Source organism: Brevibacterium album DSM 18261, assembly GCF_000426445.1.
GTDB lineage: Bacteria > Actinomycetota > Actinomycetes > Actinomycetales > Brevibacteriaceae > Brevibacterium > Brevibacterium album.
The window spans coordinates 16,066-42,912 of the sequence record NZ_AUFJ01000010.1 but is presented as its reverse complement, the minus strand read 5'-3'; the positions used below and the strand labels follow the sequence as shown (position 1 = coordinate 42,912).

The 26,847-nt window shown below is 72.2% G+C and carries 26 protein-coding genes and 1 other RNA gene; 12 read left to right on the top strand and 15 right to left on the bottom strand.

Annotated features, from left to right (window positions below):
- The first annotated feature begins 4 nt into the window (after positions 1–4).
- Together K318_RS0104330 and K318_RS0104325 are read left to right on the top strand one after the other, a co-directional pair.
- Complete coding sequence (locus tag K318_RS0104330) at positions 5–934, top strand: Nif3-like dinuclear metal center hexameric protein (protein WP_051297546.1); 930 nt, start codon at positions 5–7, stop codon at positions 932–934.
- Complete coding sequence (locus tag K318_RS0104325; protein ID WP_029088580.1) at positions 927–1,661, top strand: zinc ribbon domain-containing protein; 735 nt, start codon at positions 927–929, stop codon at positions 1,659–1,661. Before K318_RS0104330 ends, K318_RS0104325 begins: the two co-directional genes overlap by 8 nt.
- 3 nt (positions 1,662–1,664) lie before the next feature.
- Here the strand turns inward: K318_RS0104325 and K318_RS0104320 are convergent, their stop codons facing one another.
- From K318_RS0104320 to K318_RS0104300, 5 genes are read right to left on the bottom strand one after another with little or no spacing between them, the layout of a single operon-like run.
- Entirely contained in the window at positions 1,665–2,456 is a 792-nt protein-coding gene (locus K318_RS0104320; RefSeq protein WP_029088579.1) for an ABC transporter ATP-binding protein, read from the bottom strand.
- 1 nt (position 2,457) lies between these two features.
- Positions 2,458–3,501 carry a FecCD family ABC transporter permease gene (locus K318_RS0104315; RefSeq protein WP_029088578.1) on the bottom strand — a complete coding sequence of 348 codons (1,044 nt, stop codon included), beginning with the start codon at positions 3,499–3,501 and terminating at the stop codon, positions 2,458–2,460.
- Complete coding sequence (locus tag K318_RS0104310; RefSeq protein WP_029088577.1) at positions 3,498–4,532, bottom strand: FecCD family ABC transporter permease; 1,035 nt, start codon at positions 4,530–4,532, stop codon at positions 3,498–3,500. The genes K318_RS0104315 and K318_RS0104310 overlap by 4 nt, the downstream gene beginning before the upstream one ends.
- Positions 4,529–6,247 (bottom strand): siderophore-interacting protein, encoded by a 1,719-nt coding sequence (locus K318_RS0104305; protein WP_029088576.1) that lies wholly within the window; start codon positions 6,245–6,247, stop codon positions 4,529–4,531. The genes K318_RS0104310 and K318_RS0104305 overlap by 4 nt, the downstream gene beginning before the upstream one ends.
- Entirely contained in the window at positions 6,244–7,296 is a 1,053-nt protein-coding gene (locus K318_RS0104300) for an ABC transporter substrate-binding protein (protein WP_211233289.1), read from the bottom strand. Before K318_RS0104300 ends, K318_RS0104305 begins: the two co-directional genes overlap by 4 nt.
- A 194-nt stretch (positions 7,297–7,490) precedes the next feature.
- On the opposite strand from K318_RS0104300, the gene K318_RS19325 reads away from it, so the two are divergent.
- Entirely contained in the window at positions 7,491–8,297 is an 807-nt protein-coding gene (locus tag K318_RS19325; RefSeq protein WP_051297545.1) for a helix-turn-helix domain-containing protein, read from the top strand.
- Here K318_RS19325 and K318_RS0104290 read toward each other — a convergent pair.
- Positions 8,272–9,027 carry a YaaA family protein gene (locus tag K318_RS0104290; protein WP_029088574.1) on the bottom strand — a complete coding sequence of 252 codons (756 nt, stop codon included), beginning with the start codon at positions 9,025–9,027 and terminating at the stop codon, positions 8,272–8,274. The genes K318_RS19325 and K318_RS0104290 overlap by 26 nt on opposite strands.
- A gap of 80 nt (positions 9,028–9,107) precedes the next feature.
- Here K318_RS0104290 and rnpB point away from each other — a divergent pair.
- An RNA gene (rnpB, locus tag K318_RS23590) (RNase P RNA component class A) lies at positions 9,108–9,500 on the top strand.
- 96 nt (positions 9,501–9,596) lie between these two features.
- On the opposite strand, the gene K318_RS0104285 is transcribed toward rnpB, so the two are convergent.
- Together K318_RS0104285 and map are read right to left on the bottom strand one after the other, a co-directional pair.
- Positions 9,597–10,439, bottom strand: a complete 843-nt coding sequence (locus tag K318_RS0104285) for an ROK family protein (RefSeq protein WP_029088573.1) — start codon at positions 10,437–10,439, stop codon at positions 9,597–9,599.
- Positions 10,440–10,499: 60 nt separating this feature from the next.
- Positions 10,500–11,408 (bottom strand): type I methionyl aminopeptidase, encoded by a 909-nt coding sequence (gene map, locus K318_RS0104280; protein WP_029088572.1) that lies wholly within the window; start codon positions 11,406–11,408, stop codon positions 10,500–10,502.
- Between the two features lie 110 nt (positions 11,409–11,518).
- On the opposite strand from map, the gene K318_RS19320 reads away from it, so the two are divergent.
- On the top strand, positions 11,519–12,262 hold the full coding sequence (locus tag K318_RS19320; RefSeq protein ID WP_051297544.1) for a FadR/GntR family transcriptional regulator: 744 nt from the start codon (positions 11,519–11,521) through the stop codon (positions 12,260–12,262).
- Between the two features lie 13 nt (positions 12,263–12,275).
- Here K318_RS19320 and ald read toward each other — a convergent pair whose 3' ends face one another.
- The gene (gene ald, locus K318_RS0104270; RefSeq protein ID WP_029088571.1) at positions 12,276–13,394 is read right to left on the bottom strand and encodes an alanine dehydrogenase; all 1,119 of its coding nucleotides are present in this window, start codon (positions 13,392–13,394) and stop codon (positions 12,276–12,278) included.
- A gap of 171 nt (positions 13,395–13,565) precedes the next feature.
- Here ald and K318_RS0104265 point away from each other — a divergent pair, with 171 nt between their 5' ends.
- Genes K318_RS0104265 through K318_RS0104245 form a run of 5 tightly spaced genes read left to right on the top strand, consistent with a single transcriptional unit; the run spans position 13,566 to position 18,931 of the window.
- Positions 13,566–13,751, top strand: a complete 186-nt coding sequence (locus K318_RS0104265; RefSeq protein ID WP_029088570.1) for a hypothetical protein — start codon at positions 13,566–13,568, stop codon at positions 13,749–13,751.
- Positions 13,752–13,760: 9 nt separating this feature from the next.
- On the top strand, positions 13,761–15,098 hold the full coding sequence (locus K318_RS0104260; RefSeq protein ID WP_029088569.1) for a glutamine synthetase family protein: 1,338 nt from the start codon (positions 13,761–13,763) through the stop codon (positions 15,096–15,098).
- A 7-nt stretch (positions 15,099–15,105) separates the two neighbouring features.
- Positions 15,106–18,222, top strand: coding sequence for a bifunctional [glutamine synthetase] adenylyltransferase/[glutamine synthetase]-adenylyl-L-tyrosine phosphorylase (locus tag K318_RS0104255; RefSeq protein WP_245579761.1), 3,117 nt, complete (start codon positions 15,106–15,108; stop codon positions 18,220–18,222).
- A 38-nt stretch (positions 18,223–18,260) separates the two neighbouring features.
- A complete protein-coding gene (locus tag K318_RS0104250; RefSeq protein WP_029088567.1) occupies positions 18,261–18,497 on the top strand; it encodes a ribbon-helix-helix protein, CopG family in 237 nt (78 codons plus the stop codon).
- The gene (locus K318_RS0104245) at positions 18,494–18,931 is read left to right on the top strand and encodes a type II toxin-antitoxin system VapC family toxin (protein ID WP_029088566.1); all 438 of its coding nucleotides are present in this window, start codon (positions 18,494–18,496) and stop codon (positions 18,929–18,931) included. The genes K318_RS0104250 and K318_RS0104245 overlap by 4 nt, the downstream gene beginning before the upstream one ends.
- A gap of 26 nt (positions 18,932–18,957) precedes the next feature.
- On the opposite strand, the gene K318_RS0104240 is transcribed toward K318_RS0104245, so the two are convergent.
- From K318_RS0104240 to K318_RS19315, 3 genes are read right to left on the bottom strand one after another with little or no spacing between them, the layout of a single operon-like run.
- The gene (locus K318_RS0104240; RefSeq protein WP_029088565.1) at positions 18,958–20,421 is read right to left on the bottom strand and encodes a mycothione reductase; all 1,464 of its coding nucleotides are present in this window, start codon (positions 20,419–20,421) and stop codon (positions 18,958–18,960) included.
- Positions 20,422–20,452: 31 nt separating this feature from the next.
- Positions 20,453–21,154, bottom strand: a complete 702-nt coding sequence (locus tag K318_RS0104235; RefSeq protein ID WP_029088564.1) for a response regulator — start codon at positions 21,152–21,154, stop codon at positions 20,453–20,455.
- Positions 21,151–22,335, bottom strand: a complete 1,185-nt coding sequence (locus K318_RS19315; protein WP_051297543.1) for a sensor histidine kinase — start codon at positions 22,333–22,335, stop codon at positions 21,151–21,153. The genes K318_RS0104235 and K318_RS19315 overlap by 4 nt, the downstream gene beginning before the upstream one ends.
- Positions 22,336–22,403: 68 nt before the next feature.
- Between K318_RS19315 and K318_RS0104225 the strand changes: the two genes are divergently transcribed.
- Positions 22,404–22,784 (top strand): hypothetical protein, encoded by a 381-nt coding sequence (locus K318_RS0104225; RefSeq protein ID WP_029088563.1) that lies wholly within the window; start codon positions 22,404–22,406, stop codon positions 22,782–22,784.
- 78 nt (positions 22,785–22,862) lie between these two features.
- Here the strand turns inward: K318_RS0104225 and glnA are convergent, their stop codons facing one another.
- A complete protein-coding gene (glnA, locus tag K318_RS0104220) occupies positions 22,863–24,287 on the bottom strand; it encodes a type I glutamate--ammonia ligase (RefSeq protein ID WP_029088562.1) in 1,425 nt (474 codons plus the stop codon).
- A 120-nt stretch (positions 24,288–24,407) separates the two neighbouring features.
- Between glnA and K318_RS0104215 the strand changes: the two genes are divergently transcribed.
- Positions 24,408–24,890, top strand: coding sequence for an RDD family protein (locus K318_RS0104215; RefSeq protein WP_084499692.1), 483 nt, complete (start codon positions 24,408–24,410; stop codon positions 24,888–24,890).
- Between the two features lie 82 nt (positions 24,891–24,972).
- On the opposite strand, the gene K318_RS0104210 is transcribed toward K318_RS0104215, so the two are convergent.
- Both K318_RS0104210 and lipA read right to left on the bottom strand, forming a co-directional pair.
- Complete coding sequence (locus K318_RS0104210) at positions 24,973–25,731, bottom strand: DUF4191 domain-containing protein (RefSeq protein WP_029088560.1); 759 nt, start codon at positions 25,729–25,731, stop codon at positions 24,973–24,975.
- 63 nt (positions 25,732–25,794) lie between these two features.
- Positions 25,795–26,835, bottom strand: a complete 1,041-nt coding sequence (gene lipA, locus K318_RS0104205; RefSeq protein ID WP_029088559.1) for a lipoyl synthase — start codon at positions 26,833–26,835, stop codon at positions 25,795–25,797.
- Positions 26,836–26,847 lie beyond the last annotated feature (12 nt).

Here is a 26,847-nt window from a genome sequence, read left to right as displayed (position 1 = left end):
TCCCATGCCAGCATCGTCCGCTCCCGCACCGGCTCCCTCCGCTCAGGCCCACCCCGCGCTGACCGATCTGCACGCGCTCATCGACGAGCTCTGGCCCGAGAGCCTCGCGGAGCCCTGGGACGCCGTGGGGCTGACGACCGGCGATCCCGTGCGCCCGGTCCGCCGCGTCCTGCTCGCGGTGGATCCCGTGGACGCGGTCGTCGAGGAGGCCGCGGCGCGAGGCGCCGACCTCCTCCTCACGCACCACCCGCTGCTCCTGCGCGGCGTGACGTCGATCGCCGCGGACACGCTCAAGGGCGGCCAGCTCACGCGGCTGCTCACCTCCGGCGTCGCCCATATCGCCGCACACACCAACGCCGATGCCCAGCGCGGCGGGGTGTCCGACGTCCTCATCGAGGCGCTCGGGGTGCACGGGGCGCGGCCGCTGGCGCCGGCCTCGGGCGCAGCGGAGGGGATCGGCATCGGCCGCTGGGCGGACATGCCGGAGCCTGCGACCGTGCGGGAGCTGGCCCGCCGGCTCGCCGCGGTGCTCCCCGCGACGGCGACCGGGGTCCGCATCGCCGGCGACGGCGACGCCGAGGTGCACCGCGTCGCGGTCTGCGGAGGCGCCGGGGACTCGCTCTTCGACGAGGTCCGCGCGGTGGGCGCGGACGTCTACATCACCTCGGACCTCCGGCACCATCCTGCGACCGAGGCCCGTGACACCGCGCACCGGCGGCCTGCGGACACTCCGCACCTCATCGACATCTCCCACTGGGCCGCGGAGTCACTGTGGCTCGACCGTGCGGCCGAGCAGCTGAGCCGGGCCGCGGCAGTGCGCGGCTGGGAGCTCGAGATCGAGGTCTCGCGCCTGCGCACGGACGTGTGGGACGAGCGGATCGGCCAGGAGGCCGCACAGGGACGGGACGACGAAAGGGCCGGACGGCATGGCTGAGCACACGCTCGACGAGACGCAGACGCAGGCGCTGCTCGCCTGGATCGGGCTGGCGGCCGACCGCCGCTCGCGCGCACACGAGGCGCTCCAGACCGAGAGGCTGGAGCGGCTGCGCGCCCTGGCCGCAGAGCACGGCTCGCTGAGCTCCCGGTGCGAGGAGCTGGAGCGGGAGCGGACGGAGCACGAGACCCGGGCCGATGAGCTCGAGCAGCAGGCCGATGCGCTGCGCACGCGCATCGGGCGCACCGAGGAACGGCTCAACGCGGGTGTGGGACTCACCTCCCGCGATCTCCTGGGCCTCCAGGACGAGATCGCGGGACTGCGCGTCCGGGTGGAGGAGATCGAGACGAGCCAGGTCGAGGAGCTGGAGTCCGCGGAGGTCGCCGCCGAGGCGCTGGCCACCACCCGCGCTCGCGCCGACCAGGTCGCGAGCCGGGGCCGCGACCTCCAGGCGGAGCGGGCATCGGAGGGCGCGCGGCTCAGCGGGGAGATCGAGGCGCTCGACGCCCGGCTGCGGGAGCAGGAGGCGCTCCTGCCGCAGACGGTGCGCGCCCGGCTCACGCTCGAGGGGGAGTACCCTGCGGCCGCGACCGTGGAGGGCGGTGCCTGCGGTGCCTGCGGCGCTCAGCTCTCCGGCACCTCGGCCGATGCCTACCGGAACGCGACTGCCGGAGCCTGCCTCGAGTGCGAGGACTGCGGCGCGCTCCTGCTGCGGGCGGGAGGCTGACCCTCAGCGCGGCAGGACCACCGGCGTGCCGGTGTCGGGGTCCGGGATGACGCGGCAGTCGAGACCGAACACCTCGCGGATGCGCTCCTCTGTGAGGATCGCCGCGGGCGGGCCGGCGGCCCTCACCCGCCCGTCCCTCATCGCCACGACGTGGGTGGCGAAGCGCGCGGCGTGGTCGAGATCGTGGAGGACGGCGACGACCGTCCGCCCCTGCGCGCGCAGGGAGTCGAGCAGCCGCAGGGTCTCGAACTGGTGGGCGATGTCGAGGAACGTCGTCGGCTCGTCCAGGAGCAGGAGGGGCGTGTCCTGGGCGAGGGCGAGCGCGATCCAGACGCGCTGTCGCTGACCGCCCGAGAGGGTGTCGACGAGGCGGTCGGCGAGATCGCCGATGCGGGTGAGCTCCATCGCCCGGGCCACTGCCGCCTCGTCCTCGGGCGACCACTGCGCGAACAGCCTCTGGTGGGGGTAGCGGCCGCGCTGCACGAGCTCGGCCACGCGGATGCCGTCGGGCACCGGCGACTGCTGCGGGAGCAGGCTCTGCCGGCGGGCGAGCTCGGAGGTGCGGAGCCCGGCGATGGCGCGCCCGTCGAGGAGGACCTCGCCTCCGGCGGGAGCCAGCAGGCGGGTGAACGCGCGCAGCAGGGTGGACTTCCCGCAGCCGTTGGGCCCGATCACCGCGGTGAAGCCCCCGCGGGGCACGGATGCGGTGACCTCGCTGAGGACGGGGGCCTGTGCGCGGTAGCCCGCGGTGAGGCGCACGGCGTCCAGCGCCGCGCGGCCGGGGGATTCGGGCATATCAGCTTCTCCGGTTCTCCGCGAACAGCAGCCACACGAGGTAGGCGCCGCCCAGGCAGACGGTGACGGCGCCCACGGGGAGCGCGGAATCGGGCAGGGCGTGCTGGGCGAGAAGGTCCGCGCCGCTGAGGAGGACAGCGCCCACGAGCGCCGCGCCGACGGCGTCGAAGCCGCTCGTCTCACGCCGGATCCTGCGCGCGATCTGGGGTGCCGCGAGTGCGATGAATGCGATGGGGCCGGTGACGGCGGTGACGAGGGCGGTGAGGGCCACCCCCACGAGCACGAGCCCGGCCTTGACCGGTTCCGCGGGCACCCCGCGCACCCGGGCGGAGTCCTCGCCGAGCTCGAGCTGCGCGATCCTGCGGCTGAGCCACGGGAGCGCGCACAGGAGCACGAGGGCCGTCGCTCCCGCCGCGGCGAGCTGGGGCCAGCGGATCCCGTGCAGTGTACCCGCGCCCCAGACGGCGGCGCGCATCGCCTCGTCGAGGTTCGCCTTGACGACGAACCAGGAGTTCGCGGAGCTGAGGAAGGCGCTCACGGCGATCCCCACGATGATGAGGCGGAACCCCTGGAGGCCGGAGGAGTACGCGAGCAGGTACACGAGCGCGGCCGCGACGACGCCTCCGCCCACGGCCCCGGCGGCGAGGGCCGCATAGCCGCTGCCGCCCAGGAGGAGCACGCAGAGCACGCCGGAATAGGCGCCCGTGTTCAGTCCGATGATGTCCGGGCTGCCGAGGGGATTGCGGGTGAGGGCCTGGAACAGGCCTCCGCTCAGGCCCAGGCACGCTCCGAAGACGGCGGCGGCGAACGCCCGCGGCGCGCGCCATTCGACGACCACCATCCGGTCGAGCGCCTCGGCGCCGGGGAGGAAGGCGGCGAGCACGCGATCGGCGCTCACGGGCCGCTCGCCGAAGGACAGTCCCAGCAGGGTGAGCACGGCCAGCAGGAGGAGCAGCGCGGCAGCGACCCACGCATCGCGCGGGGAGAACCGCAGGCTGGCAGGGCCCAGGCGCAGGACGGCGCTGCGGCCCGGCCTGCGGCTCACAGTCCGCCCCTCTCGGCGCGGCGGACCAGCAGGATGAGCACCGGGGCGCCGAGGAACGCGGTGACGATGCCGGCCTGCAGCTCCGCCGGCCGCACCAGGAGCCTGCCGAGGACGTCCGCCAGGAGCAGGAGCGCGGGAGCGAGGACCGCGGAGAAGGCGAGCACCCAGCGCTGATCCGGTCCGGTCACGGCACGGACGGCATGGGGGACCATCAGGCCCACGAAGGCGATGGGTCCCGCAGCTGCGGTCGCGGCTCCGCAGAGCACCGCGATGACGGCGGTGATGAGCCAGCGCAGGGCTCCCACGGGCACGCCGAGCGTGCGGGCGCGTTCGTCGCCGAGGGCCATCGCATTCGCGGTCCGGCCCAGGAGCAGGGAGAGCACGACGCCTGCGGCGATGAACGGCAGGACCGCCTCCAGCGTGCCCTGCGGGCGGTCGGCGAGCGTGCCCGCTCCCCAGAAGCGCATCTGGTCGAAGACCTGCGGACGGAGGAGCGCGAGCGACTGACTGGCGCCGGTGAGGACGGCGGACAGCGCCACGCCCACGAGCGTGAGACGGACCGGTGTGGCGCCGTCGGGCCCGCGCAGCGCAACCGCGTAGACGAGGGCGAAGGCGCCGAGGGCCCCCGCGAACGCGAACCACATGTAGTCCTCCACGCGGGTGAGCCCGAGGAACGCCACGGCGAGGGAGACCGCCAGTCCCGCTCCCGCGCTCACCCCCAGGATCCCGGGGTCCGCGAGCGGATTGCGCGTGACCGCCTGCGCGAGTGCGCCGGCGACGCCGAGCGCGGCCCCGACGGCGATGCCCAGCAGCGTGCGGGGGAGCCGGAGGCCGGAGACCGTCATCCGGCCGATGAGGTCGCCGTCGGCACGGACGAGCGCACGCAGGACCTCCGCCGGCGAGAGCGCGGCGGAGCCGATGAAGAGGCTCAGCACGGACACGATCCCGAGCAGGAGCACGCCGGCCAGCAGCGCCGTCGACAGCACGGCCGGCCGGCGCGGTCTCACCCCGGCGGTGGGCGGGGCGGTCATCCGGTGACGAGCTCCATCGCGAGAAGGCCCCAGCCGAGGCCGCGGGCGGGCAGCGGCGTCCATCCCGCCTGCCGTGCGAGTGCGGCGAGGTCCTCCGCGGTCCGAGCGGGTGCACCGCTGGTCCCGAAGCGCACGAGACCGCGGAGGGCGGCCTCGGGGGAGAGGGCGTCCGGGGCCGGCGTGTCGAGCAGGAGTGCGCGCGGGGCGACGGCGGCGAGTGCGCGCAGGTGTGCGAGCGCCGCCGCATCGTCGAGGTGATGCAGCAGGAGGGCCGAGACGATGACCGTCCCGTCCCTGTCTTCCCCGGCCTCCTCCCCGGCTTCGGGGGCGGAGGTGCGCACTTCCCCTCGCGTGAGGGGAAGGACGGACACTCCGCCGCGGGCCGCGATCTCGCAGAGCACCTCGGCGGCGGGGCCGATGCCCAGGAGGGTGTGCGCGTCCAGCTCCGCCAGCCTGCGCACCAGTCCGTGCTGGAGGAAGGCCAGCGACTCCGCCTCGTGGGCGAGGTGCCCGGCTGTGGCCGGATCCGTGAGCGCGTCCGCGAACGACGACCCGTGGGCCAGCTCCCATGCGGGAGTTCCGCTGCGGACGGCCTCGGCGGTGTGCACCAGGGCGAGGACCTGCGCGGCCTCGGGGCCGGTGAACTCCTCCTGGGCGTGCGGGTCGTCGAGCAGATCGCGGCCGAGGCCGGTCAGGCTCCATGCGCCGCCGGCCTCCCGGTCCAGGAGACCGGCGGGGACCAGTGCTTCCAGCAGTGGGTGCAGTCGTGCCGGGGGCACGGCGAGTGCGGCTGCCAGCGCCTCGGCCGTGAGTCCCTCCTCGGCGAGAGCCTGCGGCAGTCCGAGGTCGAGGGCCGCGCGGATCGCGAACCAGGCGGTCGGCGATGCCGGGAGGGCAGGGGCGGCAGCGGCCTCGGTCTCCTCGGTCCGATGCCAGTAGCCGGTGATGCTGCGGTCGCCGCGCGTCGCCACCCGGGAGAGCCTGCGGCGCAGCGGCAGCAGCGAGGCGGCCTCGCCCGCGGCCCACACGTACGGTCTCTCCCCGAGGTCGCGGTCCTCGACCAGCTCGTCGAAGGCGGCGGCGATCGCCTCGCCGTCGGGGTGCGGCATGTGCTCCCAGCGCACGGAGTCCTCCGGGCCCAGGCGCAGTGACTGCCGGGCGTCCGCAGCTGCGATGAGGGCGATGACGTGCGCGGGCGCGCTGAGCGGTCGCTCGTCGAAGAACCTGCCCAGAGCTGGGAGTGCGGTCTCGTCCCCGATGAGCACGAGCGAGGTGGCCTCCCGGGGGAGGACGAGTGAGGACTTCGGCCCCACGAAGCTCAGGGGATCGCCGGGTGCGGCGTTCCGCGCCCAGGTCGCGGCCGGTCCCTCGCCGTGCATGACGAAGTCGAGGACGAGCTCGCCGGCATCCGGATCGAAGCTGCGCGGAGTGTAGTCGCGGGTATCGCGATGCGGGGCGGGTGTCCACTCGATGCCGTCGGGCAACTGGCGCGGCAGCGCGGTCTCGAGGGGACCGCCCCCGGCGAAGATGAGCTTGACGTGGTCGTCGAAGCCGGGGGAGGAGAAGCCGGGGTGCGTGTGCCCGTCACGTGTGAACGGGCCCAGCTCGGCGCCCGTGAGGCGGATCCGGCGCATTCGCGGGGTCACGTCCTCGACTGCGGCGACCGTGACGGTGCGCACCACGAGCGGGTGGACGAGGAGGTCGTGGAGGCTCACCGGCCGAACTCCTCCTCGACGAGGTCGAGCAGCTCGAGCGATTCGTCGAAGTCGTGGCGCAGGGCCCAGTAGGGCAGGTCGTGGGCGTGCTCGTCCGCGAAGGCGGGCAGGCCGGACCAGGCGGGCTCGTCCTTCAGCGCCTCCACGCTGGCGGTGTCCGCGTTGAAGCCCATGACGAAGAGGGTCTCGCTGTCCACGAGCTGCCCGAGCTGCTCGGTGGAGAGCTCCGCGAGGTCGCCGCCGGGCTGGTAGGGCTCGAGTTCGTTGCGGGCGGCGATGTCGTTGGTCTCGAACCCCAGCGCGTCGAACATGAGCGGCAGGCCCTGGTCCTCGAGGACCAGGTACGGGGTGCCCTCACCCGTGACCGAGACGAAGGACGTGGGCTGTTCGGGGACCTCGATGACCTCGCGGACCTCGCCGAGCCGTGCCTCGTACTCCGCCGCCATCTCCTCGAAGGCCTCGGGACGGTTGAAGACCTCGGTCGCGAGGAACTCGGCCTGTCCCTGCCAGTCCGGCAGGGCCTTGTCCACCACGACGGTCGGGGCGATGGCCGAGAGGTCGTCATAGGCGGCCTCGGCGTGGAAGCTGGGGAAGCCCCAGCCTCCGGCGATGATGAGATCGGGCTCGGCCTCCAGGATCGCCTCGAGATCGAAGCCGTCGGCAGACCAGGGGAGGAACTCGGTGCCGTCCTCCTCCGGGGCCTCGCCCCACAGCGGTGAGAACTCCTGATTGCCCCGGTCGGCGTCCTCGGGGATCGTCGCGGCGACCGGCACGTCCATGTCGTAGAGGTATCCGGCGAGTGCGTAGTTGAGCACGACGATCCGCTGGGCGTCCGCGGGCACCTCGACCTCGCCGTTGACGGTCGAGACGGTCCGGGTGCCCTCCGTGCCTGCCTCCCCTGCGCGCGCGTCCTCGCCGGCCGGGGTCCCGCCGCAGGCGGAGAGGGCGAGCAGGCCGGCGGTCAGCGCGGCGGCCGCGAGGGTGCGCGGGCCTGTGCGCGGACATGTGCGCGGGCCGGCGGATGTGCGAGCGGGGGACGGGTGGATCACGGATTCCTCCAGGATGGTTAAGGGTAGCCTCACATAAGTGCCGAGAACCGACCCTAGGGCCGGTTTCGGGCAGGGGCGGTCCGGAGGCGACATCGACCCGGCCCGGAGGCGACAGATCGAAGAATTAGGGCATAGGGTCATTGCGGAATGACGGTGCCGTGTTGCGCGGGCGGGACGCCGCGGAGGGGAGTGCGATGGGTTTCAGGCGGGAGTTCGCGACGGCGGTTCCGGAGACGACGATGCGGTTCACGGGGCATCCGATGCATGCGCACGCGCAGCCCCATGTCGTGCACATGGTGATGGGCCGGGGAGTGCTCACGGTGGAGGGGGAGGCGATCGTCCTCGAGCCGCGGACCTCGGTGTGGCTGGCGGCGGGAGTCCCGCATGCGGTGCGCCTCGAGGAGCACTCGATCGTCCTGGGGCCGCTGCTCGCCGCGGGGGTGGAGCCCGGCCGGCGCATCGAGCGCCTGGGGGTGGTGCCGGCGATCACGGACCTCATGCTCGCGCGGATGGCGGCCGAGCCCCGTACGGAAGAGCAGCACGCGGTCTTCACCGGTGCGCTCGAGGAGCTGCTGCTGCGGCTGGGCTCCGAGGCCTTCGCCGCGCCCCTGCCCGTGCACCCGCTGGTCGCGCGGATCGCCGAGGTCTCGGTGGGCTCACCCGCGACGCTCGCGGCGCTGTGCGCGCGGGTGGGGATGAGCGAGCGCCAGGTGCAGCGGATCTTCGCCGAGGAGACCGGGATGAGCTTCAGCCGGTGGAGGACGCGGCGGCGCCTCAACGAGGCAGTCCGGTGTCTGCGCGGGGGCTCCAGCGGCATGAGCGCGGCGCGGACGGCGGGGTTCGCCACCCGTGCGGGGCTGCTGCGGGCGCTGAGCAGGGAGTCCGGCGTGCCGATCGAGGTCCTGCGCGAGGATCCGCTCGCCGCCGCTCCCGTCCCGCCCGCGGTTCAGGGCGGCGTGCGCGGGATCGAGCGGCTCAGCCCTCCGGCAGCACCACGGTGAGGGAGGCCGCCTTCCGTGCGGTGGGGGCGGTGTACTCGACGTCGTACCAGTGGGAGGAGGCCTCGACGAGGTCCTCGGCGGTCTCCGGGAGGGGGCCTTCGGCGCGCAGCAGGCGGCCGGCGAGTTCGCCGCGGGTGTGCTTGGCGAAATGCGAGACGACCTTCCGCTGTCCGTTCCGGATCTGCACGACGTCGACGGTGATCGTGTGGGCGGGCCTGCCGGGCCAGGAGGCGCGGTAGTCGGCGGAGCGGCAGTCGAGGACGAGCTCCTCGCCGAAGGCCTCGTCGAGGACGGTGGCCAGGCGCTTCTTCCACCATGTGCGCATGCGGCCCAGGGGCGGCAGGGCGGTGCCCATCGAGAGGCGGTAGGCGGGGATCGGGTCCATGAGGTTCACCACGCCGAACAGGGCGGAGGAGACGAACACCTCTTCGAGCCGGTGGGCCTCCACCCCGCCGGCCTCCATCGCGGCGTAGAGGACTCCGGAGTAGACGTCATGCGCGGGAGCGCTGGCGGCGCCCTGCAGGCGAGTGTTGGCCTCGACCTCGGCGGCGAGGCCGGCGCCGACGTCCAGGGTGGCGAGCGCGTCCTCCTCGGCCGAGGCCGCGACCAGCGCCGCGAGGACCTCCTCGCGCGAGGCCGCGAGCTGGGGGAAGGAGAGCGCCGAGAGGTCGAGGGAGGGGCCGGCCGCGGGCGCGGTCTTCCCCTCGGACGGGGGGAGCAGGATCTTCACCGGGTCAGGCTACAGGTCGCTGCGGGACGGTCATGAGGTGGGGCGGGCCGCCCGCATGGGTGTAAGGTTGCCCGCTGAGGGACGGTCGCCGGGCGGCCGCGGCGGGGGAACGGCGAAAGCCCCTCCGCTGAGGAACGTCCGGGCTCCGCAGAGCAGGGTGGTGGCTAACGGCCACCCGGGGCAACCCGCGGGAAAGTGCCACAGAGAACAGACCGCCCGCCGTGCGCGCGAGCGCCGGCGGGTAAGGGTGAAACGGCGGTGTAAGAGACCACCAGGGCCGCAGGCGACTGCGGCTGCTCGGCAAACCCCACCCGGAGCAAGATCGGACAGACGGCGCTCGAGGGCTGCTCGCCCGAGCCGTCGGGTGGATCGCTCGAGGCCGCTGGCAACAGCGGTCCCAGACAGATGGCCGTCACGCGCGCAGGGGCGACCCGGCGCGCGCACAGAACCCGGCGTACAGGCGGCCGTCCCTCACTCACCCACTGGCTGCCCGTGCGCGTATGCGGATTCTGCGCGCTGGAGCCGACTGCGGCGCAGAGAGCGCATACGCGCACAGACGCGTCCTGCGATCATCCCTTCTTCCTGCGGCCCACCCTGGGCCTGCCCTGATTGGCCCCCAGCAGGCCCGCGCCCACGATGCCGGCGTTGTTCAGCAGCTTCGCGACGCGGATGGGCGTCTTCACGTCGATGTGGTGCAGGTACTCGGCGCTGCGCTTGGAGATGCCTCCGCCCAGGATGAAGAGATCCGGGAAGAACAGCCGCTCGAGCTCACGGTAGTACGTGGTCAGCCGGGCGCCCCACTCCTCGAAGCCGAGCTCCAGCCGGCGCATCGCCGCGACGGACATCTGCCTCTCCGCGACCTCCTCGCCCATCATGATGTGCCCGAGCTCGGAATAGGGGTAGAGGCGACCGCTCGTGAACAGCGCCGTGCCGATGCCGGTGCCCAGCGTCGTGACGATGACGCTCTCCTTCCGGTGCTTGCGCCCCGCACCGTAGGTCATCTCCGCGAGCCCCGCGGCATCGGCATCGTTGGCGATGTGCACGGCGGTGCCCGTGGCCTCACGCAGCAGGTCCGCGATGGGGGCGCCGATCGCCTGGGTGAGGTTGCCCGCGAACACGACGGTGCCGCGCTTCACCACGCCGGGGAAGGCCGCGCCGACCGGCAGCTTCATGAGGTGCTCGGGAGCGGCGATGACTCCCGCCTCGGCGCACTGCGCCGCGAGATCGCCCAGTGCCGCGGACACCGTCTCGACGATGCCCTCGGCCGAGGCGTCCGCGGGGGTGTCCAGACGACACCGCTTGCCCACGAGCTCTCCCGCCTCCACGTCGACGAGCCCCACTTTGGTGCCCGTCCCGCCGATGTCGATGCCGATCGCGAGGTGCGAGGTGTCGACGTGTGCCTTCTCTGCCATGACAGGCCTCTCTGCTGTTTCCGGTCCGATTCGAAGCGGGGTGCCCTCCGCGGGCGGGGCTCAGGCGATCGTCACGCCCTCGGAGGGCAGGGTGAGGATGTCGGTGCCGGTCTCCGTGACGACGAAGGTGTGCTCGAACTGCGCCGAGCGCTTCCGGTCCTTCGTGACGATCGTCCAGCCGTCGTCCCACTGCTCCCAGCGCTCCGTGCCGAGGTTGAGCATGGGCTCGGCGGTGAAGACCATGCCCGGCTCGATCACCTCTGCGTGCGCGGGTGCGGCGTCGTAGTGCGGGACGATGAGTCCGGAGTGGAATTCGCGACCCACCCCGTGACCGGTGAAGTCGCGGACCACGCCGTAGCCGAACCGCTTCGCGTACTTCTCGATGACGCGCCCGATCACATTGATCTGCCGCCCGGGGCGCACGGCCTTGATCCCGCGCATCATCGCCTCATGCGCCCGCTCCACGAGCAGCCGGGACTCCTCGTCGACCTCGCCCACGAGGAAGGTGAAGTTAGTGTCGCCGTGCACGCCGTCCCTGTAGGCGGTGATGTCCACGTTGACGATGTCGCCGTCGGCCAGCACCGTCGAATCGGGGATGCCGTGGCAGATGCACTCGTTGACGGACGTGCAGACGGACTTGGGATAGCCCCGGTAGCCGAGCGTGGAGGGATAGGCGCCGCGCGAGACCATGAACTCGTGCGCCACGGCGTCGATCTCGTCGGTCGTGATGCCGGGCCGGATGATCTTCCCCACCTCCGCGAGCGCATCGGCGGCGATCCGGCCGGCGGCGCGGATGCGCTCGACCTCCTCGGGGCTGTGGAAGTCGCCGCCGCGCCCCTCGTCCGGCTCCTTCCGGCCCACGTACTCCGGACGCGGGATGGAGGCGGGAACGGGACGCTGGGGAGAGAGCGTGCCCGGCACGAGGGTGCCGAGGGGAGCCTGGGCTGCGGGAGCGATGCTGTCAGTCATGATGGGGCCCAGTGTAGCCAGGCGGGCGTCCCGCGGCGGCTATGGTGGGCGGTGAGCGGAGGGGTGCCGGACTCCCCGCCCGCGACCGGTGCCGAGGACGGAGGAGACCCATGTCGCACGCGGAGCCGCCCCCGGAGCCGCCGCAGCCCGAGCTCGATGCCGACTACGCGGATCTCGCCGGTGTCGTGTCCCAGTCCTCGACCCCCCGGCAGATCGCCGACCACATCATGGCCTCGATCGCCGTCGGCGCGCTGCCCGAGGGCACCTGTCTGCCCCCGGAGCGCCGCCTGGCGGATGAGCTCGAGGTCTCGCGCTCGAGCGTGCGCGCGGCGCTGGCCACACTCGAGCGGCAGGGCTTCGTCGTCCGCCGCCGGGGCCGCGGCGGGGGCACGTTCATCGCCCATGTCGAGCCCGCCCGCGTCGAGGAGTACTCCGCGCGCCTGGCCGAATTCCGCCAGTCCCGCCGCGACCTCCTCGACGCCCGGGCGATCGTCCAGAACCGGGTGGCCGCCGTCGCGGCGCGGCGCCGGGAGGCGGCTGACATCGCGCGCCTCCGCGAGCTCGCGGACGAGTACGCCCGCGCCGGTTCCGCGGCGGCGGCGCGGACCGCGGACGCCCGGTTCCACCACGCCATGGCGCAGGCGGCGCGGAATCCCCTGCTCGCCGAAATCGCCGCGGACCTCGACGGCAGGATCAACGCCGGCTTCCGCCACGACCCCTTCTCCGAGCGCCTCTTCGAACAGGCCGCGGCCGATCACCGGGGTCTCGTGGAGGCCATAGCGGCGGGCGATCCCGAGACGGCCGGCGAACTGTGCGAGACGCACTTCCGCACCACGACGATGGGCGGGCAGTGAGGCCTGCGGGCACTCAGCCCGCGAGGACGCTCTTCGGCTCAACCGCCTCCAGCCCGAACGCCTCGGCCACGGGCGCGTTCGTGAGCGTGCCGCCGTGCGCGTTGAGCCCGCGGGCGAGCGCGCTGTCGGCGCCGAGCGCTGCGCGCCAGCCGAGGTCGGCGATGCGCAGGATGTAGGGCGTCGTCGCATTGGTCAGCGCCTTGGTCGCCGTCACGGGCGCTCCGCCGGGCATGTTCGCGACGCAGTAGAAGATCGAGGAGTGCTGCCGGTACGTGGGCTCGGCGTACGTGGTCGGCCGCGAGCCGGCGAAGCAGCCGCCCTGGTCGATCGCGATGTCGACGAACACGCTGCCGGGCTTCGCCGCCGAGACCATCTCGTCCGTGACGAGCTTGGGCGCGCGGTGGCCCGGGATGAGCACGGAGCCCACCACGAGGTCGGCCTCGGCGACGGAGGCCGCGATGTCCAGCGGCGTCGAGGCCCTGGTCTGCAGGCGGCCGTCGAAGACCTCGTCGAGGTAGCGCAGGCGCGGGAGGCTGATGTCGAAGATCTCGACCTGCGCGCCCATGCCGACAGCGGCCCTCGCGGCCGAGGCCCCGGCCACACCCGCGCCGATGATCGCGACCTTCGCCCGGTCCACTCCCGGCACGCCCGGCAGGAGCACCCCGCGTCCGCCCTGGGCCGCGAGCAGGTGGTGCGCGCCCTCCTGCACGGAGAGCCGTCCGGCGATCTCGCTCATGGGGGCGAGCAGCGGCAGACCGCCCGCGTCCGGCTGGACCGTCTCGTACGCGATCGCGGTCGTGCCGGCGGCGAGGACCGCCTGCGTGAGGTCCTCCGCGGCGGCCAGGTGGAGGTAGGTGAACAGGATGAGGTCCTCGCGCAGGAAGCCGTGCTCCTCCGGCAGGGGCTCCTTGACCTTGACGACCATGTCCGAGGCTCCCCAGGCCTCGGCGGCGGTGTCGACGAGGAGAGCGCCCGCGGCCGCGTACTCCTCGTCCGCGAGGTGCGAGCCCAGTCCGGCACCGGCCTGGACGCGCACCTCGTGTCCGCGCTCCACGAGCTGGTGGACCCCCGCGGGGGTGAGGGCGACGCGCTTCTCCGCGCTCTTGATCTCTGTGGGTACGCCGATGCGCATGGGTGTCTCCTGGGGTGAGCGGACAGGGTTCTCGGCACGAGCCTAGACCGGAAAAGGTCTGGCCGGCAAACCTTTTGCGCTCCCGGACGGTTCGTCTCCTCCCGGACGGTCCCGCGCGGTAGTCTGAGAGCGCAGAGCACAGGCGTCCACACGAGGTGCGAGGAGGCGGCGATGTCCGAGGAAGCGCAGTACTGGTACAACACGAAGACCGGCGAGGTGGAGCACGGCCCCAAGAGCTCCTGGGAGTTCCGCATGGGCCCCTATGCCACCGAGGCCGAGGCCCGCGCAGCGCTCGAGACCGCGCGGAGCCGGAGCGCGGACTGGGACCGCGAGGACCGCGAATGGGAGGACGGCTGACGCATGGCCATGAGCAAGCAGCAGGAGTTCGTCCTGCGCACCGTCGAGGACCGCGACGTCCGCTTCATCCGGCTGTGGTTCTCCGACGTCCTCGGCCAGCTGAAGTCCGTCGCGATCGTGCCGGCGGAGCTCGAGGGGGCCTTCGGCGAGGGGATCGGGTTCGACGGGTCCTCGGTCGAGGGCTTCTCCCGCGTCTTCGAATCGGACATGGTCCTGCGGCCGGACCCCGCGACCTTCTCCCTGCTGCCGTGGCGCGGTGAGAAGGAGCCCACTGCCCGCATGTTCTGCGACATCCACCTCCCGGACGGCGGCTCGGCGCCGGCGGATCCGCGCCATGTCCTCAAGCGCACGCTGGAGCGGGCCGCCGAGGCCGGGTTCAGCTTCTACGTGCATCCGGAGATCGAGTTCTACCTCTTCGAGTCCGGGGACCTGGCCGGGGGAGAGCCCGTGCCGGTGGACACCGCGGGGTACTTCGACCACGTCAACGGCGGCACTGCGAACGACTTCCGCCGCGATGCCGTGCAGACGCTCGAGGCGATGGGCATCAGCGTCGAGTTCTCGCACCATGAGGCCGGCCCCGGCCAGAACGAGATCGACCTCCGGTACGCCGATGCCCTCACGATGGCCGACAACGTCATGACCTTCCGCGCGATGGTCAAGGAGGTGGCCGTCGAACAGGACGTGTACGCCTCATTCATGCCCAAGCCGCTCTCGGACCAGCCCGGCAGCGGCATGCACACGCACGTCTCGCTGTTCGAGGGCGAGACGAACGCGTTCTACGAGCCGGGGGCGGAGTACCAGCTGTCCGAGGTCGGCCGCCGCTTCATCGCCGGCCTCCTGCACTACGCTCCGGAGATCTCCGCGGTCACCAACCAGCACGTGAACTCGTACAAGCGGCTGTGGTCCGGGCACGAGGCGCCGAGCTACATCTGCTGGGGGCACCGGAACCGCTCAGCCCTCGTGCGCGTGCCGCAGTACAAGTCCGGCAAGGCCTCCTCTGCGCGCATCGAGTACCGGGGGATGGACTCCGCGATCAATCCCTATCTCGCCTACGCCGTCGTGCTCGCCGCCGGGCTCAAGGGCATCGAGGACGAGCTGCCGCTGCCGCCCGAGGCCGAGGACGACGTCTGGTCGCTCACCGACGGCGAGCGCCGGGCGATGGGCATCCGCGCGGTGCCGCGCAGCCTCGACCACGCGGTCTCCCTCATGGAGGACTCGGAGCTCGTCGCCGAGACCCTGGGCGAAGAGGTCTTCGACTACTTCCTCCGCAACAAGCAGGCGGAATGGGCGGCCTATCGCGATCAGGTGACCCCGTTCGAGCTGAACCGCCTGTACCGCACGCTGTGAGCGGCTCGTGACGGGTTCTCAGCGGGGTCGGACGCGCAGGGACGGCAGACCGCACCGGCCGGTCCGGCTGGGCGCGGCCGGCCGCGGCGGGGACCCCTCGCGCTCGGCGACCCGTCCCAGCCGCGCCCGGACGTTCCTGCGCGAGGCGGACGCGCTGCTGGGCACGACGCTCGACGCGGCGGCCGACGAGCAGGGCCTGCTGGGCACCCTCGCGGACGCCGAGGCCGCCGCCCTGGGTCTGCTGCGCCTGGCAGAAGCCGTCGCCGCCGAGAACCCGCCGGGGGTGCGCGAGGCGCTGGCCGCGGCGGGCACTTCGGCTCCCGAGGGACTGGGGCTGCTGCCGCGCCTGCTGCAGGTCACGGGAGCCTCGGACGCACTCACCGACCACCTCGTCCGGCACCCGGAGTCGGTGCTGCGGCTCGTCGGCCACGGACCCCTGCTGCTCCACGGCGGGGCCTCGGCCCCCGAGGCGCTGCGTGCGGCGCTGGTCGCCGCAGTGGGGGACCTCATCGGCGAGGACGCCGTCACCGCGCTGCGCAGGAGCTACCGCGACCACGTCCTCGAGCTCGTCGCCGACGACCTCCTCGCCCCGGAGCCCGTCGAGATCGTGGACGAGGTGAGCCGGGTGCTCTCGGACCTCGCGGCCGCGGCGATCGAGGCGGGGCTGACGATCGCACGCGCAGAGCTCGACCCCGCCGGCGCCGTGGGCATCGCGGTCATCGCGATGGGCAAATGCGGAGCCGGCGAGCTCAACTACGTCTCCGATGTCGACGTCGTGTACGTCCACGCCGGGGCCGGCGGCCCCCATGACCCCGAACCCCCCGGGGAGGAGGCGACGCGGACGGCGGAGTCGATGGTCGCGCGCCTCACGGAGATCATCGGGGGACCGGCCGCGGAGCCCGCGCTGTGGGAGCTCGACGCCGCGCTGCGTCCGGAGGGACGCGCCGGGCGGCTCCTGCGCACCGTCGACGAGTTCGAGGCCTACTACACGGCCGTCGCGGAGTCCTGGGAGTTCCAGGCGCTGCTCAAGGCCCGTCCCGTGGCCGGAGACGCGGAGCTCGGGCGGCTGTGGGCAGAGCGGACCGCGCACTTCGTGTGGGAGGCCAACCGGCGCGAGGGCTTCGTCGAGGGCGTGCGGGCGATGCGCCGGCGGGTCGTGGACCTGCTGCCGGCGCAGGAGGCCGCGCGGCAGATCAAACTGGGCATCGGCGGTCTGCGCGATGTCGAGTTCTCCGCGCAGCTCCTCCAGCTCGTCCACGGGGAGCTCGACGAGGCGATCCGGGTCCGCGGCACCCTCGAGGCGCTCGCGGCGCTGGGGGAGCGGGGCTACATCGCCCGCGAGGACGCTGCCGGACTTGCGGAGTGCTACCGCTTCCTGCGCGTCGTCGAGCACAGGCTCCAGATCCCCCGCCTCCTGCGCACCGCCCTCCTGCCGGAGACGGAGGAGCGGCAGCGGCTGCTCGCGCGCACGGTGTTCCGCTCCGGCGAGCGGACGCCGGTGCGGCTGACCCAGCGGCTGGCCGACGTGCGCCGCCGTGTCCGCGTCTACCACGAGCAGATCTTCTACCGGCCCATCCTCGACGCCGCGAGCCGGGACACCGTGCTCACCTCCCTCACCGAGGCCGAGGCGAGGGCGCGCCTGGCAGCCTTCGGCTTCCAGGATCCGAAGACCGCGCTCGGCCACATCCACGCGCTCTCGGCCGGGGTGAGCCGTGCCGCGGTCATCCACCGGCAGGTGCTGCCGGCGATGCTCGGCTGGCTGGCCCGCGGCGTCGATCCGGACGCCGGGCTGCTCGCGTTCCGCCAGCTGGGGGAGAGCCTGCGCGACTCCAGCTGGTACCTGCGCCTCCTGCGGGACTCCGGCTCCACCGTCCACTCGCTCGCCGGCGTCCTGTCGCTGTCGGCCTACACCACCGGCCTGCTGCAGTTCCGCCCGGACGCCGTCGCCTGGCTCGACGATCCCGACAGGCTGCTGCCGCGCGAGGCCGACGCACTGCGGACGGAGGCGCTGCGCCTCGTGGGGCGCCACGGTGGACGGGCCGGGCCCTCGCTGCGCGGCCTCTACTCCCGCGAGCTGCTGCGCACGGCGCTCGCGGACGTGCTGGGTCAGCAGGACCTCCCCTCCTCAGCGGCCGCCCTGTCCACGGCGGCGGATGTCTACCTCGACGCGGTGCTCGCCTCGGTGCGCGCCGAGCTCGACGGACCGGAGACCCCGGACTACGAGTTCGCCGTCATCGCGATGGGGCGCCTGGGCGGGGCGGAGATCGGTTACTTCTCCGACGCCGATGTCATGTACTGCTACCGGCCGGCGGACCCGGAGGCGGCGAAGGCGGCCGGTCTCGCGGGCCACGTGAAGAAGGTGGCGCTGGCGCTGGCGAAGGAGGCCTCGCGGGCGGACCGGCTGCCCGGCATCGAAGCGGACTCCGATCTGCGCCCGGAGGGCCGGAGCGGTCCGCTCGTGCGCACGCTGGACTCCTATGCGGCCTACTACGCCAAATGGTCCGAGCCCTGGGAGGCGCAGGCCCTGCTGCGGGCGCGTCCGGTTGCGGGCTCGCGGGAGCTCGGCGACGACTTCACGCAGCTCATCGATCCGCTCCGGTATCCGGAGGAGGTGCCGGAGAGCTCGGTGCGCCAGATGCGGCGGCTCAAGGCGCGGATGGAATCCGAGCGGCTGCCGCGCGGCGCCGACCGCAAGACGCACCTCAAACTCGGCCACGGCGGGCTCAGCGACGTCGAATGGACGGTGCAGCTCATCCAGCTGCGGTACGGTCACGCCGTGCCGGGGCTGCGGACGACCTCGACTCTGCCCGCGCTCGATTCGGCGATCCTCCACGGCCTCGTGGGCCCCGAGGACGGGCGGGTGCTGCGCGAGGCGTGGATGCTCGCCTCGGGCCTGCGCTCGGCCGCGATGCTCTATCGCGGACGGACGGCGGCGAGCCTGCCGGTGGATCGCACCGAGCTCGAGGCCTGCGCACGGCTGCTGGGCTACGAACCCGGATCGGCGCAGCGGCTCGCGGAGGACTACCGCGCCGCGGCCCGCCACGCGCGCAAGGTCGTGGAGCGGCTGTTCTTCGGCTTCGAGGCCGATGAGATCGAGGATCCCTGGGCGCGCGAGGCGTTCTGAGCACCCCCGGACTGTTATGACTGAGGTGCCATAACTGCATGGCACTGCGGCGAACCACCGTGATGGTGGACGAGGACGATCTCCGGGCGGTCAAGTCCGCGGCACAGCGGGAGGGACGTCCCGAATCCGAGCTGATCCGCGAGGCCTTCCACCTCGTAGCACTGCGGGCGCAGAGATGGGCGGTGGACTGGGACGTCCCCGTCCTCGACCTGGGTCATGAGGTCACGGCGGAGGGCGTCGACTCCATCGTGGCGGATTCGATCTGCTCACCGTGATCCTCATCGGAGACGCATCTGGTCTCGTAGCGGCCTTCAATTCCTCGTCCGGGATGCATCGGAGCGCGCGGCGCGCCTTCATCGATTCTCCGGCCACCGTGGTCTCGCCGCCTGTGCTGCTCGAGATCGAGCACGTGATCACGCGGGAGCAGGGCCGTTCCGCCGCATACGGTGTCAACGACTGGCTGCTGAAGAACGCGGAGGGCCGGCGCATCGTCGTGCCGGAGCTGACGGCTGAGATGCTCAGGCGTGCGCGGAGCGTCCAGGACCGGTACCGGGACCTTCGACTCGATCTCGCAGATGCCGTCAACGTCGTACTCGCAGAGAGGTATGAGACCCCTCGCATGCTCACCCTCGATGCGCGGGACTTCCGTGCGGTGCGACCGCTCAGCGGGCACGACGCCTTCGTCCTCGTTCCGAAGGACGAGAGCTGAGGCGTTCTGAGCCTCGCAGCCCGGGCTCAGCGGAAGTCGAGGTCGAGCAGGGCGTTCTCCACGACCTCGGGCAGTGCCGGATGGATCCAGTACTGCCCCGTCGCGACCTCATCGGCGCGCTGGTCGAAGGCGATGGCCTGGATGAGCGGCTGGATGATCATGGACGCCTCGGCACCCATGATGTGAGCCCCGAGCAGGAGGCGCGAGGACCTGTCCGCGATGACCTTGACGAAGCCCGGGGCATCGCCCATCGCCCAGCCGTAGGCCACTCCGGCGTAGTCGCGCTCCCCGATCACGACATCGTGTCCGGCGGCCCGGGCCTCGACCTCGGTCATGCCCACGTGGGCGACCTGCGGCGAGGAGAACACGGCGGCGGGCACGCCCTTGTGGCTCGTGGTCGCGAGCGCCTGTGCCTCAGCCGCCCCCGGCGCACCCGCGTCGATGTCGGCGACGAGGTTCGCCTTGACGATCCGCGCCTCGTGGTTGGCGACGTGCTTGAGCTGGTGAGGCGAGGAGATGTCGCCCAGCGCGAAGACGCCGGGCAGCGGAGCGCCCCCGGAGAGCACCCGCTGGTGCACGTCGACGGCGATGCGGCCATCCGGATGCCGGTCGATGCCCGCGGCCGCGGGATCGAGCCCCTCCGAGGCGGGGCGGCGTCCCGTGGCGAGGAGCAGGCGCTCGACGACGAGGGGTGCGGGCACCTCGGCACCTGAGACCCTGCCGGTTGCGCGGAAGGAGACCTCGACCCGGCCGTCGTCGAGCAGCCGGATGCGCTCGGCCTCGATCCCGGTGCGGACGTCGTGGAGGTCGGAGAAGGCCTCCGTGAAGCGGGTGCGCAGGGTCTCATCGGCTCCCGGCAGCATGCGGTCGCCGCGCACGGCGAGCGTCGTGCGCGTGCCGAGGCCGGTGAAGATGTGCCCGAACTCCGCGGCGATGAAGCCCGATCCCAGGATGAGGACGGATTCGGGCCGGGTCTCGAGGCGCATGATCGAGCGCGAGGTGTGCACGGGATAGCCGGGGGTGTCGACCAGGGCGCGGTCGAGTCCGGGGATCTCCGGCACGACGGGGGCGGAGCCGGCGGCGATGACGATGCGGTCGGCGCTGATCTCCCGCCCCGAATCCGTCACGAGCGTGTGCGTGCCGGTGAAGCGCACCCGCTCGGGGTACACGGTCACGTTCTCCTGGCGCTCGGAGCGGTAGGCCCGGCCATCGGCCTCGATCGCATCGATGCGGGCGAAGATGCGGTCGCGCAGGGCCGCCCAGTCCGCGGAGTCGAACGAGGTGGAGAGGTCGATCCCCGAGGAGTCCGCGGCCTCCGCTGCGCGGGTCGCCGGATAGACGTACATCTTCGTGGGGATGCAGCCGGCGTTGAGGCACGTGCCCCCGAACCGGTCCGCCTCCGCGATCGCCACCCGCAGCCCGTCGAAGCGGTGGTTGATGATGCTGTTGCCTGAGCCGGTGCCGATCACGAGCACGTCGAAATGCGTCATGGGCGCCAGTCTAGTGATGCCCCGGCGCGCCTCAGTCGAGGAGTCCCTCGCGCAGCGCGCGGAGGACCGCATTCGTCCTGTCCCGCGCCCCCAGCTTGAGCAGGGCCGCGGAGAGGTGGTTCTTCACCGTGCCCGGGGCCAGGTGCAGGACCTCGGCGATCTGCCGGTTGGAGCACCCCTCCGCCACGAGCCGCAGCACCTCGCGCTCGCGCGTGCTGAGCGGCTGTGCGGGCACGTCCGCAGCACCAGCGGGCAGGGGAGCGCCCCGCAGGGTTCTCAGGAGCCTGTCCGTGAGCGAGGGCGCGATGAGCGTGCCCCCGTCCGCGAGGGTGCGGACGGCGCGGGAGAGCTGCTCGACCGTCACGTCCTTGAGCAGGTATCCGCGTGCGCCCAGCGTGAGGGCCTGGAGCAGGAGGGCGTCGTCGTCGAAGGTCGTGAGGACGAGCACGGGGGTGAGCGGGTGCTCCTCCCCGTGGGCGGGCGGATCGTCGGGCGGGTGTGCGGCGATCGCGGTCTCCTCGCGCAGGCGCTCGAGCATCCAGAGACCGTCGTACCGGGGCATCCGCAGGTCGAGCAGAGCCACATCCGGCCGGTGGACCCTGATCGCCTCGAGGCCCGTGCTCCCGTCCCCGGCCTCGGCGAGCACCGAGATGCCGCCCATCTCCAGCAGCGTGCGGATGCCCTGCCGCACGAGCGTCTGGTCGTCGATGACGACGACGCTCACCGGGCTCATGACGGCACCGTCCGCCCGCTCCGGAGCGGAGCCTCGTGAGAGGGCACGTGCGCGGTGAGGCGGAATCCCTGCGCGGGCGCGACGGTCACGCCGCCGCCGAGCAGCTCGATGCGCTCGCGGATGCCGCGGAGTCCGTTGCCCTCCGTGTACCGCGCGGGGCCGGAGTCGTCGCCGTGCGCGGTGAGGACGAGCGAGTCCTCCGCCCGCTCCACGGTGATGCTCAGCACGCGGGCGTCCGAGTGCCTGAGCGCATTCGTGATGACCTCCTGCGCAGTCCGGACCACGGCGGCCGCGGTATCTTCGTCCGCTGCGGTGCGCGGGTCCACGGACAGCCTCACGGAGAGACCCGGCACGGCGTCCGCGATCCGGCTGAGCGAGGCGTGCAGGTCCGGGGCCTCGTGCGCGCGCAGCGACCCCACGGTGCTGCGCACATCCCGGAGGAGGTCCTTCGCAACCGCTGCGGCGCGGTCCACGTGCGGCCGCACCGCCGCGGTCGCGTCGCTGCGGTGCTTCGCGGCTTCCAGCTCGAGGCTGAGCACCGTGAGCTGGTGGCCGATGAGATCGTGGAGGTCCCGCGAGATGCGCAGCCGCTCCGCCGTCCGCGTCGTCTCCTCGAGCAGGACGGAGGTCGCCGTGAGCTCGACGTTCTGCTCCTCCAGGCGCCTGCGCATCTGCCCCTCGCGCAGCAGGGCGGAGGTGCTCAGCATCGCCGAGACCTGGATGACGAGGTAGAAGCCCGTGAAGAAGAGCACCTCCTGCAGCTCCCCCTCGCCCGTGCTGCCGCGCAATGCGCCGAGGGCGATCACGCCGGTGTTGAGGGCGACGACGGCTGCCGTCGCGATGAGGGGCGCGACATGGACGCCCATGGCGACCGTGACGACGAGGATGATCTCGACCATCCCGCCCGTGGGGAGCGTGAGCACGAGCGCCCACGAGGCGAGCACGGAGAGGGCGAAGGCCGTGCGCGGCAGCCAGGTCCGCTGCTCCTCGTACCCGGCGGTGAGCACGAGGAGGAGCCAGAGACCCAGCAGGCCCGCCCACGCGCCGGTGGAGATGATCGGCTCTCCGACGATGAGGGTGAACGTCCCGATGGCGGCGCAGAGGGCGATGATGAGGCCCCCGGAGAGGATCTCCGCGCGGGAGGGGGCCAGCCGGGCGGTGTGGGAGGGTGCCGAGGCCATGCCACCAGGGTAGACCGGGACGCGGAGCGGAGGCGGGTGCCGGAAGTCATGGCCGGGGCGGAGGGACCATGATGCTGCGCGCGGGCTACTTCGCCGATGGGATCTGGAAGGCCCTCGTGGGCGCGGGGATGCTCATTCTGCTCCCGCTGCTCACCGAGCGCCTGGGCGCGCCGGCGTGGCTGCTGTGCGTGACGGCGGTGCCCGTACTGGCGAGCGCCGGCGCGGAGATGCTGTATGCGGTGCGCAGCGGTGAGGCAGGCCGCGTGCCGCACCTGATCGCCTATGACGCCCTCTGGGTGTTCGTCTCGGTGCTCGCGGTGGTCCTCGCGTCCGCGGGCGGGAGCGCGGGCACGGCATGGGCCGTCTGGCTCGGCTATCAGCTCGTGGCCGCTCCCATCGTCGCCGTGATCTTCTTCCACGGTGCGGGCCTGCACGTCCGGTCTCGCTGAAGACGCGCGAGAGGCCCCGCGCCTCCCGCTGGGGGAGGGGCGGGGCCTCTCGGAGCCTGCTCTGCGACCGTCGTCGCCTCAGAGCGAGTAGTAGAGCTCGAACTCCGTGGGGGTCGGGCGCAGGCGCATGACCTCGATCTCCTCGGTGCGCTTGTACTCGATCCACTTCTCGATCAGGTCGTGGGTGAAGACATCGCCGGCGGTGAGGAAGTCGTGGTCGGCCTCGAGTGCCTCGAGAGCCTCCTCGAGCGAGCCCGGCACCAGCTTGATGCCCTCGAGCTCCTCCGGCGGGAGCTCGTAGAGGTCCTTGTCGATGGGCTCGGGCGGCTCGATCCGGTTCTTGATCCCGTCGAGGCCCGCCATGAGCTGCGCGGAGAACGCGAGGTACGGGTTCGAGGACGGATCGGGCACGCGGAACTCGATGCGCTTGGCCTTGGGCGAGGAGCCCGTGACCGGGATGCGGATCGCCGCGGAGCGGTTGCGCGCCGAGTACACGAGGTTCACCGGCGCCTCATAGCCGGGCACCAGGCGCCGGTAGGAGTTGATGGTCGGGTTGGTGAAGGCGAGGACCGCACCCGCGTGCTCGATGAGCCCGCCGATGTACCAGCGTGCGAGGTCCGAGAGCCCCGCATAGCCGTTCTCGTCGTAGAAGAGGGGCTCCCCGTCCTTCCACAGCGACTGGTGGCAGTGCATGCCCGAGCCGTTGTCGCCGTACATGGGCTTGGGCATGAAGGTCGCCGTCCGGCCCTCGGCCAGTGCCGTGTTCTTCACGACGTACTTGAAGTCCAGCAGCTGGTCGGCCGCGTGCTTGAGGGTGTCGAACCGGTAGTTGATCTCCTGCTGGCCCGCCGTCCCGACCTCGTGGTGCGCGCGCTCCACGGAGAAGCCGATCTCCTTGAGGGTGAGCGAGATGCGATCGCGGATGTCCGCGAAGTGGTCCTGCGGGGAGACCGGGAAGTAGCCGCCCTTGACGGGGGTCTTGTACCCGAGGTTGCCGCCCGGCTCGTCCGCGCCGGTGTTCCACGCGGCCTCGACGGAGTCGATGTGGTAGAAGCTCTCACCGGGGGTCGTCTGATAGCGGATCGAGTCGAAGAGGTAGAACTCCGCCTCCGCGCCCACGAGCACGGTGTCCGCGATGCCGGTGCTCTTGAGGTAGGCCTCCGCCTTCTCCGCGACCTGGCGCGGATCGCGGGAGTAGGGCTCGTCCGTGAAGGGATCGACGATCGAGTGCGTGATGACGAGCGTGCGCGCCTCGCGGAACGGGTCGATGTAGGCGGTCGAGACGTCCGCCAGCAGCTTCATGTCGGACTCGTGGATGCCCTGGAAGCCGCGGATGGACGAACCGTCGAAGAGGAGTCCCTCCGTGATCTCGTCCTCACCGTATGCGTCCGCCGGGAGGTTGAAGTGCTGCACCACCCCGGGAAGATCGCAGAAGCGGATGTCGACGAACTCGACCTCCGTCTCCTTGACGTAGCCGATGAGTTCCTGTGCCGTTGAGAACACGTGCACGCTCCTGATCTCGTGAGTGGGTCGTGACCCGAGTCTATAGGGAGGCCGTTGCGCGGCCGTGACCCGGATGTTTCCTGCGTGTTACACGGGGGTCCATCGACTAGCCTGGTGGGCATGGTCGAACGAGGGGAGAGCGCGTCGCGGCGCGCGGAATGGCTGACCGGTCCGTCTGTGCCGGAGGACTACTGGCCGGGCCGCCGCCTGGGCTTCCCGCAGTCCGGCACGGGGTCGGCGGCCTCACTGCTGCGGCGGGCCGCCGGCATCGTCGTCGACTGGGGGCTCGTGGTCCTCGCCGTCCGGCTCACCATGGATGCCGATCCCATTCCCCAGAACATCGCGATCCAGTCCGGCTTCGCACTGCTGTACCTCGTCTGCGTCTGGCTGCTGGGCCGCACCCCGGGGCACCTGCTCATGGGCATCGGCGTCGTCGATCTCGCCACGCGCCGCACACTGGCCTCCACGGGGCCGGTCGGACTGCTGCGCGCATTCGTGCGCACGCTGCTCGTGTGCCTGGTCGTCCCCGTCGTCATCATGGACCCGGACGGGCGCGGCCTGCACGATCGGGCCTCGGGCGCGGCGGTGGTCCGCACGCGGTGAGCCGGGCCGGGACATGTCCCGAGCCGGGCTGAGAGCATGAGAGCGCCCCGCCGGAACTCCGGCGGGGCGCTCTCCGGTCTTCTCAGCGCCCGCGGAGCGAGCGTCGGTCCGGGCGGACGTTGTTCGGATCGACGCCCTTGGGCACCGGCGGGCGCGAGGCCATCGTGCCGATGCTCGCGAGGCGGTTCCGGACGGCGAGGATCTCCGCCTTGTTGAGCCTGCGCGGCAGCTTGTAGAGCGTGCGCGTGACCTGCTCCATCGCGAGCTGCCCCTCGCCCTCGCCGCCCTGGAAGGTGTGGATCGGCACGCCCTTGACGATCTGGGCATGGCGCTTCTGCTCCTTGTCGAGCAGCCGCTCGATCTTCTTGCGGCTCGCGCCCTCGCCCACCAGGACCACGCCGCCGCGGCCCGTGGTGCGGAAGACCATCTCCTGCGTGCGCGGATCGAAGGCGATGGGCTGCTCGTCCATGAGCCAGCCGCGGCGCGCGGTGTTGAGCACGGCGCCGATGGCACCGGGCTGGCCCCGCATCTGGTCGAAGGCCGCGGCCTCCGCGAAGCGGCCCAGCAGGAACATCGCCAGAACCGCGCCCAGCAGCAGGCCGGTCAGACCCCACAGGATGATGGTGAGGACGGAGCCGGAGAACAGGAACCCGGCGAGGACGCCGAGGCCGGCCAGGCCCACCAGCGCGGCGGCCACCAGCCACATCGAGGCGGGGTTGTGCCGGCGCGCCAGCCTCACCACCTGGCGCATCTGCGCAATGCGGCCCGGGTTCGCCGGATCGCGCTGCTTCTTCCTGCGGCCGAAGAGGCCCTTCTTCTCAGACTCGCTGCTCGTGGACATGCTCTCGCTTCGATGCGGGTGTGCGGTGGATGGTCGCCGGCTCCCTGCGGACACCGGGTCGACTCAGTATTGTACCTCCTGGCCCTTGCCGAATGCGTCCACCACCGCCTGAGCCTCCTGGCGGGCGGGGACGTCCCGGTCGAGGTGGCTCAGATGCGCCGGGATCTCGATCCCGCGCCGGCGCATGGCCTGCGCCCAGAGCTTGCCCGCACGGTAGGAGGAGCGGACGAGCGGGCCGGACATCACGCCCAGGAACCCGATCCGCTCGGCCTCGTCCCGCAGCTCCACGAAGGTCTGCGGGCGGACCCAGCGGTCGATGGGGTGGTGCCGCTCGGAGGGGCGCATGTACTGCGTGATGGTGAGGATGTCCGTGCCCGCCTCGTGCAGGTCGCGCATCGCCTCCACGACCTCCTCATCGGTCTCGCCCATTCCGAGGATGAGGTTCGACTTCGTCACGAGGCCTGCGTCACGGGCCTTCGTGAGGACGGAGAGCGAGCGCTCGTAGCGGAAGCCCGGACGGATGCGCCGGAAGATGCGGGGCACCGTCTCAACGTTGTGCGCGAGGACCTCGGGACGCGAGGAGAAGACCTCGGCAAGCTGCGCGTCATCGGAGTCGAAGTCCGGGATCAGCAGCTCCACGCCGGTGCCGGTGCCGTCCTCGTACTCGAGCTCGTGGATGCGCCGGACGGTCTCGGCGTAGAGCCAGGCACCGCCGTCGGGCAGATCGTCGCGGGCCACGCCGGTGATCGTCGAATAGCGCAGTCCCATCTGCCGCACGGAGTCGGCGACGCGGCGCGGCTCATCGGCGTCGAAGTCCGCGGGCTTGCCGGTGTCGATCTGACAGAAGTCGCAGCGCCGCGTGCACTGCTCGCCGCCGATGAGGAAGGTGGCCTCCCGGTCCTCCCAGCACTCGAAGATGTTGGGGCAGCCGGCCTCCTCGCACACCGTGTGCAGGCCGGCCCCGCGGACGAGGGACTTGAGCTCGGTGAACTCCGGGCCGATGTTGGCCTTCGCCTTGATCCAGGCAGGCTTCTGCTCGATGGGGGTCTGCGCGTTGCGCGCCTCGATGCGGAGGAGCTTGCGTCCCTCGGGGGCCAGCGTCATGGGGGTCGTCCC